The organism is Clostridium hominis (assembly GCF_014287825.1).
Lineage (GTDB): Bacteria > Bacillota > Clostridia > Clostridiales > Clostridiaceae > Clostridium > Clostridium hominis.
On sequence record NZ_JACOOO010000049.1, the window covers coordinates 1 to 10,820 of the forward strand.

Annotated in this window: 10 protein-coding genes; 6 read left to right on the forward strand and 4 right to left on the reverse strand. The window is 27.1% G+C overall.

The genetic code is table 11. From position 1 onward, the window contains the following. The coding region (locus H8S20_RS19755) for a hypothetical protein (RefSeq protein WP_207725368.1) at positions 1-532 on the forward strand (532 nt) is incomplete at its 5' end. After that, the gene (locus H8S20_RS19760; RefSeq protein ID WP_186861155.1) at positions 513-905 is read left to right on the forward strand and encodes a hypothetical protein; all 393 of its coding nucleotides are present in this window, start codon (positions 513-515) and stop codon (positions 903-905) included. The genes H8S20_RS19755 and H8S20_RS19760, both read left to right, overlap by 20 nt. A gap of 144 nt (positions 906-1,049) precedes the next feature. Here the strand turns inward: H8S20_RS19760 and H8S20_RS19765 are convergent, their stop codons facing one another. Together H8S20_RS19765 and H8S20_RS19770 are read right to left on the reverse strand one after the other, a co-directional pair. Further along, positions 1,050-1,856, reverse strand: coding sequence for a TPM domain-containing protein (locus H8S20_RS19765; protein WP_186861156.1), 807 nt, complete (start codon positions 1,854-1,856; stop codon positions 1,050-1,052). A 1-nt stretch (position 1,857) separates the two neighbouring features. Then, the gene (locus H8S20_RS19770; RefSeq protein ID WP_032119389.1) at positions 1,858-2,427 is read right to left on the reverse strand and encodes a LemA family protein; all 570 of its coding nucleotides are present in this window, start codon (positions 2,425-2,427) and stop codon (positions 1,858-1,860) included. A gap of 263 nt (positions 2,428-2,690) precedes the next feature. Here H8S20_RS19770 and H8S20_RS19775 point away from each other — a divergent pair, with 263 nt between their 5' ends. Then, positions 2,691-4,010 carry an APC family permease gene (locus H8S20_RS19775; RefSeq protein ID WP_032119388.1) on the forward strand — a complete coding sequence of 440 codons (1,320 nt, stop codon included), beginning with the start codon at positions 2,691-2,693 and terminating at the stop codon, positions 4,008-4,010. 162 nt (positions 4,011-4,172) lie between these two features. Continuing rightward, the gene (locus H8S20_RS19780) at positions 4,173-7,382 is read left to right on the forward strand and encodes a ligand-binding sensor domain-containing protein (RefSeq protein ID WP_032119387.1); all 3,210 of its coding nucleotides are present in this window, start codon (positions 4,173-4,175) and stop codon (positions 7,380-7,382) included. 89 nt (positions 7,383-7,471) lie between these two features. Here H8S20_RS19780 and H8S20_RS19785 read toward each other — a convergent pair whose 3' ends face one another. Further along, on the reverse strand, positions 7,472-8,296 hold the full coding sequence (locus H8S20_RS19785) for a tetratricopeptide repeat protein (protein WP_032119386.1): 825 nt from the start codon (positions 8,294-8,296) through the stop codon (positions 7,472-7,474). Positions 8,297-8,552: 256 nt separating this feature from the next. On the opposite strand from H8S20_RS19785, the gene H8S20_RS19790 reads away from it, so the two are divergent. After that, positions 8,553-9,470: an aldo/keto reductase gene (locus H8S20_RS19790; protein ID WP_032119385.1), complete on the forward strand. Its 918-nt coding sequence runs from the start codon at positions 8,553-8,555 to the stop codon at positions 9,468-9,470. Positions 9,471-9,806: 336 nt separating this feature from the next. Continuing rightward, positions 9,807-10,529, forward strand: a complete 723-nt coding sequence (locus H8S20_RS19795; RefSeq protein ID WP_032119384.1) for a LytR/AlgR family response regulator transcription factor — start codon at positions 9,807-9,809, stop codon at positions 10,527-10,529. Positions 10,530-10,601: 72 nt separating this feature from the next. Here H8S20_RS19795 and H8S20_RS20370 read toward each other — a convergent pair. Beyond that, the coding region (locus tag H8S20_RS20370; RefSeq protein ID WP_207725369.1) for a hypothetical protein at positions 10,602-10,820 on the reverse strand (219 nt) is incomplete at its 5' end.

The following is a 10,820-nucleotide window of genomic DNA, read 5'->3' on the forward strand; positions in this document are numbered from 1 at the left end:
TAATTTTTGTAAGGGTGAGGTTATGGGAGGTTTTATACTATTAATATCTATTTATTTCATTACTTGTATAATAGGTTTATATAAGAATAAGGATGAAGCAGAAGAAAACATATTTTTAAAATTAATAGGTTATTTTATGATGGGCGCTTTTGTTATACCAATTAAAAAAATAATACTCCCAATAGGATTTATAATACACTTAATAGTATACAGAGCAGAAGTTAATAAGCATATAAAAAGAAAATCAGCATTATTTGGATTTATACTTATTATATATATAACTATATCACCAACAATGAGACAGTTACCATATGAAAAAAGTGAGGAAATACCTATAAGTTCAACTATGATTCGAAGTTTAAATTTAAAAGACGATTTAGAGCGAGTTAAAGCGGAGTTTGATATAAAAGATATACTAAAATTAGATTGGTTTAATGTAGAATACTTAAATAATGGTGAGATTAGGAAAATTCGTATTGCCTTGTGTGGTAAAAAAGTATGGGGAAAATGTATTGTATTATATTTCATATGATAAAGATGTAAATGAAAATAACTATCTCGTAAGAAGAAGTAAATATATTTTTTCAGAAGAATATATTGAAAGTGCGGTAGAATGTGACAGAGTATTTGAGACAATTCATTTAATACAAACTAAAAAGCCATTGAGGGAATTTGATGATTATGAAATTTCGGTATCTAATCAAGATGAGTATTCATATGATGAAAAAACAACTACTTTCTTAATTGATAAAGATAATAATATAAGAGAACTAACTAAGGATGATATTGATGTGACAGGTATAGAAATTATTATAAATGGAATAAGCTACAATGGAATGTCGGTGAATACATATTCACCAACGCAAGAAAGGGTAGGAAGAGTAAAGTTTATTATTGAAAATTAAATTATAATAAAAGCAGATTATATTTATTTTGATTGTATATAAATAAATATAATCTGTTTTATGTTTTATACTTAACTTAAAGTTGTTGATGGATAGTATATATATTCATTAAAATCACTTGTCACTTGTCACTTGTCAGTGCGATTACCAGCTTCCTGAAGACCCACCGCCGTTAGAAGATCCGCCACCATATCCTCCAAAGCTGCCACCTCCTGAGGAACCACCACCGAATCCACCAGGCCCGCCACGACTATTTCCATTAAAAAAGCTATTCCAAAATAAAAGGTGTAAAATAGAAGATGAAACTCGACCTCTATTTAGAAATATATCTGCAAATATTAGAAGTAAAAGTAAGCTTATGGCAAATTTACCTTCTTTTCTTCCATTAAGATTGCTTTCGTTAGGTAAAGTAATATTTAGTGATTTATCTAAAGTAACACCATACTCGGATGCAATGAAGTCAGAAAAGACGCTATATGAATTTAATAATCCTTCACTATAATCTTCATTTATAAAATTAGGTTTTGCTATCTCTTGCATTACTCTATTACTTAAAGCATCAGGGATAGCTCCTTCTAAACCTCGTCCAACTTCTACTCTCCAAGATTTATCATTTAGTGCTAGAAGAATTAAGAGGCCATTATCTTTATCCTTTTGACCAATTCCCCATGTTCTAAATAGTTTATTTGAATAATCTTCTATAGGAGTGCCGTTAGTGCTATCAATGATTACTATAATGGCTTGAGCTGAAGTTTTATCTTCTAATTCTTTTCCTATAGAAATTATTTCTTTTATTGTAGATTTATCTATAGTGTTAGTATAGTCATTAATGTATTTATAATTAGTTGGAGATGGAAAGGTTTCACTACTAAATACACTAGTGGTAAACAATAAACAAAATATTAAAAGAGAAAAAGTAAATCTAAAAAAAGATTTTGACTTTTTATACATATTAACTTGAGAAATCTACAGAAGGGACGTCTTGTGCACCTTCACTAGCCTTATAAAGAGATTTTTCTTGGAAGCCAAAGATTGAAGCTACTATATTAGTAGGAAAACTCTTTCTCTTTGTGTTATATGCTGTAGCTGCAGTATTATAATCTTGTCTAGCTATAGCAATTCTATTTTCAGTTCCTTCTAGTTGAACAGAAAGATCTTGAAAATTTTGATTAGATTTTAAATCAGGATACCTTTCAACTACTACTAATAATCTAGATAGGGCATTCGATAATTCACCATCAGCATTAGCTTGTTCGCTTACATTAGTAGCACCTGCAAGTTTACTTCTAGCATTAGCAATATCAGTAAATATATCTTTTTCTTGAGAAGCATACCCCTTAACTGTGTTTACCAAGTTGGGTATTAAATCTGACCTTCTTTGAAGTTGTGTATCAATATTAGATTCTGCAATATTAACATTTTGTTCTAGCGTGACTAAGTTATTATAGCTACTTACTACAGGAATAATAAGAATAGATAATAAAATAACTATAGCAATAACAATAGTCCAAGTCTTTTTCATAAAATCACTCCTTTCATATTCTATTAAGTAGTAAATTTTAAGGTAATATCAAAGCAAATATTTGCTTCTTACTTAGTATTAACTTAATTAAAAATTTTAATCTTTCTAACTTTTTAGCATTTGGATAAATGGGAAAAGGTTGGGCAAATTAATTATAAATGAAAAGAATTTTACAATTTAAGAAATGATAGAGTTTTAAATTATAAAGCTTAATGTTCTAATTTTATATAAATTCTTAACTTTGATTTATGAAGGGTGTATTTATGGAAAATAAAAATTTAAAAAAAGATATGGGATTATTTATGGCCACAATGTTAGTATGTGGAAATATGATAGGATCAGGAGTGTTTATGCTTCCAGCTACCTTAGCAGAGGTTTCAGGGCCTCTTGCAACAATTTTAGCATGGATATTGACTACTATAGGTTCTGTATTAGTAGCTATATCCTTTGCAAATTTAGGATCGAAGTTTCCTGAAACAGGGGGAGCATACCAATATGTAAAAGAAGCTTTTGGAGAATTTGCTGGATTTTTAAGTGCATGGTTATACTGGAATGGATCTTGGATTGGGAATACAGCTATTTTAGTGACATTAACAAGTTATTCTGCAGCCATATTTCCTTTTTTAAATCATCCAATTTATTCAATAATTTATTCTAGTGCAATACTTTGGGCAGTTACTATACTGAATATAGTTGGAGTGAAACAAGCAGGGAAAATACAAAGTTTTACTACTGTGTTTAAAATAGTATTTTTTGCTTTATTTATAATAGTTGCTTTTTTGAATTTTGATAAAAATAATTTAATACCATTATTACCAGAAAACAAAGGATTAGAAACAATATCTTTAGCAGCGACTACAACGCTTTGGGCCTTTATAGGATTAGAAAGTGCTACAGTAGCTGCAGGAGAGATAAAAGATCCTGAAAAAAATGTAAAGAGAAGTACTATATATGGATTAGTAATTTCTGCTGTAATTTACTTAGCTATAAGTATTGCAAGTATGGGAGCTATGCCAAATGAAGTCTTAGCTAAAAGTACAGCACCATTAACAGATATTTTAACTAAAGCTTTAGGTAGTTCAGTAGGGATAGTTATATCAGCTATAGTAGTGGTATCAATCTTAGGAACAACAATAGGATGGATATTAGCTACAGCAAGAGTTTCTTATGCAGCAGGACAAGATGGAGTATTTCCTAAAATATTTGGCAAGGTAAGTTCAAAATACAATACCCCTGTTTATTCTCTTGTTATAAGCAGTGCTTTAGTAAATATTTTATTGCTCACAAATTATCAAAGAAGTATGGTTTCTGCTTTTGCTTTTATAACAATACTAGCAACACTTTCTTACTTACCAGTGTATCTACTATCAGTTTCGGCGGAAATTATGATAATGTTTAGAACTGAAAAGAAAATAAGTATAAGAATGTTTGTTGCTAAATCTATACTACCTTTATTAGCTTTTATCTATACAGTTTGGACTATATATGGTTCAGGAGCAGAAATCGTTATGTGGGGATTTATTTTAATGCTTTTAGGAGTTCCGTTTTATATTTATAATTATCACAAAAATAGAACAACTTAGAAGCAATGTAAATTTTATGTTGGTTGTATTTACATATATATAATGATAAAATTATAAGCAGTGTAAAAAAGTAGAAATTTAAAGATAAGAATTAATGGTTAAGATAAAGTTTATAAATTTTATTCTTAATTGTTAATTCTTAAGTATCGAAGGAAGAGTAATATGAGAAAAAATATAATGCTTAAGATTTTTTTGTTAACGATTATTGTTAATCTAACTTTAATAAATTTTAACTATGATGTAAGTGCAAAAGAACAGATAAATTTTAAAAATATAACTATAGAAGAAGGGCTAACACAAGGAACTGTAGAGGCATTGTTTCAAGATAGTAAGGGGTATATATGGATTGGAACTAATGATGGACTTAATAGATATAATGGATATCAATTTAAAACATATAGGGTAGAAGAAGATAATAAAAATAGCTTAGTAAATAATTATATATTAGACATAAAGGAAGATAATGAAGGTAATATATGGGTAGCTACAGCAAATGGATTAAGTAAAATACATAGTGATGGACAAACAATAACTAATTATTTAGATAATAATGAAGAAGGAAATTTATCTCATGCTAATGTAGCATCTATACTTATAACTAGTGATAATAAGATATTGTTAGGAACGGCTGATGGGTTAAATATATATGATAAGGATACAGATAGTTTTAAAAGAATATTTGAAGGGGATAAGTTAACGGAGCAATACATAAATTCATTAGCAGAAGATAATGAAAAAAACATATGGGTAGCTACAGAAAATGGGATAAGTAAAATTAATTTAGAAACTGGATATTCAAAGAGTTTTACATACGATAGCAACAATGATAATACAATAAGTGAAAATAATATATATAAGGTTTATTACGATAGTGATGGCTATATATGGGCGGGAACATATAATAGCGGAGCATTTAAAATAAATATAAAAACTGATGAAATAACAAGATATTATAGTGAAGATGAAGATGATAAGGCTTTAGGTGGAAGTTTTGTTAAAAACTTTTTAAAGGATTCCGGAGGAAATATATGGATATGTACTGATGGAGGATTATCTAAATTAAATGGTGATAATAAGAGTTTTACTACATATAAGAATAAAATGTATGATAAAAACTCCTTAATAGATGATAATATATTTTCAGTAATTCAGGATAGGACAGGCCTTATATGGGTAGGAACTTATTCAGGAATTAGTATATTTAATCCTGATAGAAAGATATCACATTATAAGAATGATCCGTTTGATAGTAAGACTATAAGTGATAATATGGTTACTGCTCTTTATGAGGATGAAGAGGGGATATTATGGATTGGTAGTAAAAATGAAGGGATAGATTTGTTAAATAGAGAAACAGATAGAATCAAAAATCTAAGAGAAGGTAATCCAAGTGACATAATACCAAGCGATTGCATATATGATATAACGGGTAATGATAAAAAGGTATTTATAGCTACTGATAAAGGTATTGCTATAGTTGATAAATCTTCTCAAACAGGTAAAGTCTATGATGAAAGTACTGGGTTACCTAATAATATAGTAAAAAGTATTTATTATGATGACTTAGGATATCTTTGGATAGGAACACCAACAGGATTATCAATTTTAAATTTAGCAACAGATGAGATTATAGATATTACAGATATTATAAAGGAATATTCACCATCAGATCAGTATATAGGAGATGTGTACAAAGATAGTGATGGAGAATATTTTATAGCTACTTTTGTACAAGGTGGATTAATTAGAATTAATCCTAAGACAAAAGAAATAAAAGCATATAGAAATGAAGAAAAGAATAAGAAATCTTTAAGCAATAATTCTGTAAGAACAATAACAGAAGGCGAGAAAGGTGAAATTTGGATAGGGACTAGTCTGGGGTTAAACAAGTTTGATAAGAATACTGAGAAGTTTAAAAGATATACAACTAAAGATGGTATGGCAAATGCTAATATCTATGGAATATTAATAGATACATATGGTAATCCGTGGGTAAGTACTAATATGGGCATATCTAAGATAAATAAGAAGACTGGTAAAGTTATTAATTTAGATATAACTGATGGACTTCAAAGCAATGAATTTAATGGAAAAGCTTATTTCAAAAATAAAAATAATGAGTTTATCTTTGGTGGGATAAATGGATTCAATATATTTAAACCGGAAGAGATTAAAGAGGCTGAATCAACATACGGAATAACTTTTGATGAATTTAAAGTAAATGGAATAGATATAAATAATTTAGATTCTAAGAAGTTAAATTATGATGAAAATAATATATATATTGAAGCTTTTTTACCCAATTACATAAATCCTAATGGAATACAATATTATTATCTCTTAGAAGGTGGAAGCGATGAGTGGACACTAATGGAGTCAAATTCAATAACTTTAAGTAACCTATCTCCTGGAGATTATGTATTTAATATTAGGGCTAGGAATAATAATGGAAGTATTAGTGAAAGTGCTAAGGTAACATTTACAATATCACCACCTTTTTGGGCAAGCAAATATTCTGTATTCATGTACATTTTAATTATTATATTTATTATATTTAATCATAAATATAAAGTGAAAAAATTAGATGAACTAGTAGGACAAAGAACAAAAGCTTTAACTGAAGAGATGAAAAGAAATAATGAGTTGTTTAAAAAAGTAATTGATTTAGAAAAGAATAAGAATAATTATTTAATAAATATGTCTCATGAGTTAAGAACTCCGTTAAACGTTATTTACTCTACAGAGCAATTAATAAGAGAGTTAAATAAAGGAGAAAGAGGTATTGAAAAAGAAAAGCTAAATAAGTATATGGTGATTATGAGAAATAATACAAAAAGGTTATTAAAGATAATTAATGATTTAATTGATTCTTCAAAGATTGAACATGGAAGCTATAGAATAGATATAAAAGAGGTGGATATAGTTTACTTGGTAGAAGAAGCAGCACTTTCTTTAAGAGAATATATTGAAGAAAAGGGGATTAACTTAATTGTAGATCCAGAGGTAGAAGAAAAAATAATTGAAGCTGACCAAACTGAAATAGAACGTTGTATAGTTAATATAGTTAGCAATGCAGCAAAATTCACAAAGCCAGGAGGTAATATTGAGGTTACTATAAAAGATCTTAATAATCTTGTGAAAATAGAAGTTGTAGACGATGGTATAGGAATAGATAAGGATCATCATGAATTGATATTTAATAGATTTAACCAAGTTGTTGATAAAAATGCAGAGGTTAAAGGCGGAAGTGGATTAGGATTAACTATAACTAAGAGAATTATTGATATACATGGTGGAGAAATTTATGTAGAAAGTGAAGTAGGAAAAGGAAGTAAGTTTACAATTATTTTACCTGTTAAACAAAAGAGATAGTAAAGTTTATTAATTAAAAAGTGATAAGTTAATGTAAAAAAACTGATTTTAGTTTTTAAAATTAACTCGTCACTTTTTTAATTTTGAAATTAGTTTTTTTGTGTTAATTCATCTAATAGTTTTTTAGCATCATCTTTTGAAACAGTGGTAAGTAACGAGTCATTTGTTGCTAAGCCACTTTCTAATAACTCAATAGACTTTTCATTTTCTCCTTTTTCTTTAACAATTAAAGCAGAAAAGTAATATGGTTCAATAAATGAAACATTTTCTTCAATAAGACTAGAGAAAACCTCTTCTGCTGAATCTACATTACCTAATTTATAGTTAGCTTCACCAAAGTTAGATTTTAAAATAGTATTATTTTCATCATAATCTAACCCTTCTTTAATAAGATCAAGAGATTCATCAATATTCTCATTAATAAGTAAAAGAGTAGTTAAAGTTTCATAAATGTAAGTACTTTTTTCATCTTCTAATAGAGTTTTAAGAGTATATATAGCCTTATCAAGATTTCCAAGTTTCCAAAGTATTAAAGCTCTAGATACATTTAAAGCTAGTAATTCTTGTGAAGTAAAAGTTCTAGTACTTAGTATGTCTGTCAATACTTTATTGGCAGTTTCAGCATTACCATGCTTAAGTTCTATTAAGATGTACCCTCTTATCACTCCCGCATTTACAAATTTAGAAGATACAGCTTTTTTATATTTTTCTAATGCAGTATCAAAATCTTTAATTGCATATGCTTTATTACCTTTTATTACGTTTAGAAGATAGCTTTGTTTATAAATATTAAAACCTATAACTAAAGCAATCAAGATAAGTCCTATTATTTTACTTACAAACATCATGATTAGGAAAGATATCATTATCGATGCTAAAGTAATTAATTGAGATTTGTTATTTTTGTTATTCATTACATTTCCCCACTCCCACATTGTATTTTATCTTCAAGATTATGTTAAATATTATATAACGAATTAAGGGAAAAGTTAATAAATATAATTTTTATTTACTTTAAGTTTACAAATTAATATTTGACTATGAAAATGTTTAAATGATAATATAGTATTATCAGATTTGTTGATAAAATTCATGTTTAAATAGAAACAATGTTATGGTGAAGAGAGATATAGGTATAACATCATGATAGAGAAATGGGAGGAAAAAAGGATGAAAAATATAATTTTAGGGACAAGTGATATTCAAGCATCTAATATTGGATTAGGATGTATGAGAATTGCTAATATGGAAAAAGAAGAGGTAAATAAACTAGTAAATATTGCTTTAGAAGAAGGTATTAATTTCTTTGATCATGCTGATATTTATGGTGGAGGGAAATCAGAAGAAATATTTTCTGAAGCTATAGGAATGAATTCATCAATAAGAGAAAAAATGATAATTCAAAGTAAATGTTCAATAAGAAAAGGATTTTATGATTATTCTAAAGAACATATTATAAACTCAGTAGATGGAATTCTAAAGAGATTAGGTACTGAATATATTGACATATTATTACTACATCGTCCAGATACATTGATGGATCCAGAAGAAGTATCAGAAGCTTTTGATGAACTTTTCAAGGTTGGAAAGGTAAGAGAATTCGGAGTAAGTAATCATAATCCAATGCAAATAGAATTATTAAATAAGTACTTAAAAAATAAGATAATGATAAATCAGCTACAATTTAGCTTAATGCATACAGGGATTATTGATTCAGGAATAAATGTTAATATGAAGGTAGATCCATCAATAGATAGAGATGGAAGTATATTAGAATATTGTAGACTTAAAGATATAACTATACAAGCATGGTCACCATTCCAATATGGATTCTTTGAAGGTGTCTTTTTAAATAATGATAAGTTCCCAGAGTTAAATAAGAAAATAGATGAAATTGCAGAGAAAAAGGGAGTAACCAATTCGGCAATAGCTACAGCATGGATATTAAGACATCCAGCTAAAATTCAAACAATAGTTGGGACTACAAATACAAGCAGATTAAGAGATATATGTAAAGCCTCAGAAGTTGAATTAACTAGAGAAGAATGGTATGAATTATATAGGGCTGCAGGTAATCAATTACCATAATATTTTGAAATGAATTAAATACTAATAAAAAAATAGGTGGCAGAAGCTATCTATTTTTTTTATAATCTTAATCTTAAGATTATAATGAGTAGGATTAAGATAAAGTTAATATAATAATTAGGTGAAGTAAATTCTTATATGAAATGTTTATGATTTTATTATAAAATTTACGAATGAAAAAAAGTATTACACGAACAAAATTGACTATTATATCAGAATTAATTTATTATAAAAAATAAAGAAAAATGTAAAAGATTATTGAAAAATGTCGTATATATAAATTGTAAAGGTACAGTTTATATAAATAAAAAGTTTTTATTAGAAGAGGGTATTGGTATGATAAAATTTGCAATATGTGAAGATGAAATGATTCAAGCTGAGATTAATAAAGACTATATAAAAAGATGGGCAAATAAAAATAATATTGAATGCAGAATAGATATATTTCAATCAGCAGAAAAGTTCTTATTTAATTGGGAGTATGAAGAAGTGCATGATGTTATTATTTTAGATATTCAGATGGGTGATATGTCTGGAATTGAACTAGCTAAGAAAATAAGAGCAAGAGATAGTGAAGTAATAATTATTTTTATTACTGGGATAGATGAATATGTATTTGAGGGATATAGTGTAGAGGCATTAAATTACCTTTTAAAACCAATTAATGAAGAAAAAATTTTTAGTGTTTTAGATAAGGTAAAAGAAAAAATAAAAAAATGTATAAAAAATAAAAAAAATTTAATTTTATCAAAAGGTAAAAATATTTTTAAGATAGATCATGATGATATATTTTATATTATTGCTTTTGATCATTATATAGATATACATACAAAGATGGATATCTATACATTTAATAGGAAGATTAGTGAAATAGAAAAGTTATTACCTAAAGACCATTTCGTGAGGTGTCATAGATCTTATATAGTAAACATTAAATATGTTAAAAATATAAATAAAAATAGTTTGGTACTAGAAAATCAAATCAAAATTCCTATAAGTAAAACTAGAATGAATGATACCTATGATACTTTTATTAACTATTATACAAGAAGCATGTGAGTGACATTTTAGAGAGGAAAACATAATGATGTTAGATAATGATAAATTTTTGAGCCTATTAAATTTACTTATTTATGCTATTACAATAAATTGGTTTTTAGGAAGTAGATTAGAGTTTAGAAGAAATATTAGTAAAATAAATAGATATAACTTTTCCCATATAGAGCCTTTTTTACATATTAATAAATAAATAAAACTCGGTATTAAAGTAATTAATTCCGTAGGCATTATTACATTTACTATATTTAAATTTTGCCATAATATATAAGTAGTTATTAATATTACTGATAT

Bases quoted from the DNA above. Each gene is read 5' to 3' on its own strand.
- H8S20_RS19790 (WP_032119385.1), top strand. From the start codon at position 8,553: ATGAAAAATATAATTTTAGGGACAAGTGATATTCAAGCATCTAATATT.
- H8S20_RS19785 (WP_032119386.1), bottom strand. From the start codon at position 8,296: ATGAATAACAAAAATAACAAATCTCAATTAATTACTTTAGCATCGATA.
- H8S20_RS19765 (WP_186861156.1), bottom strand. From the start codon at position 1,856: ATGTATAAAAAGTCAAAATCTTTTTTTAGATTTACTTTTTCTCTTTTA.
- H8S20_RS19780 (WP_032119387.1), top strand. From the start codon at position 4,173: ATGAGAAAAAATATAATGCTTAAGATTTTTTTGTTAACGATTATTGTT.
- H8S20_RS19770 (WP_032119389.1), bottom strand. From the start codon at position 2,427: ATGAAAAAGACTTGGACTATTGTTATTGCTATAGTTATTTTATTATCT.
- H8S20_RS19795 (WP_032119384.1), top strand. From the start codon at position 9,807: ATGATAAAATTTGCAATATGTGAAGATGAAATGATTCAAGCTGAGATT.
- H8S20_RS19775 (WP_032119388.1), top strand. From the start codon at position 2,691: ATGGAAAATAAAAATTTAAAAAAAGATATGGGATTATTTATGGCCACA.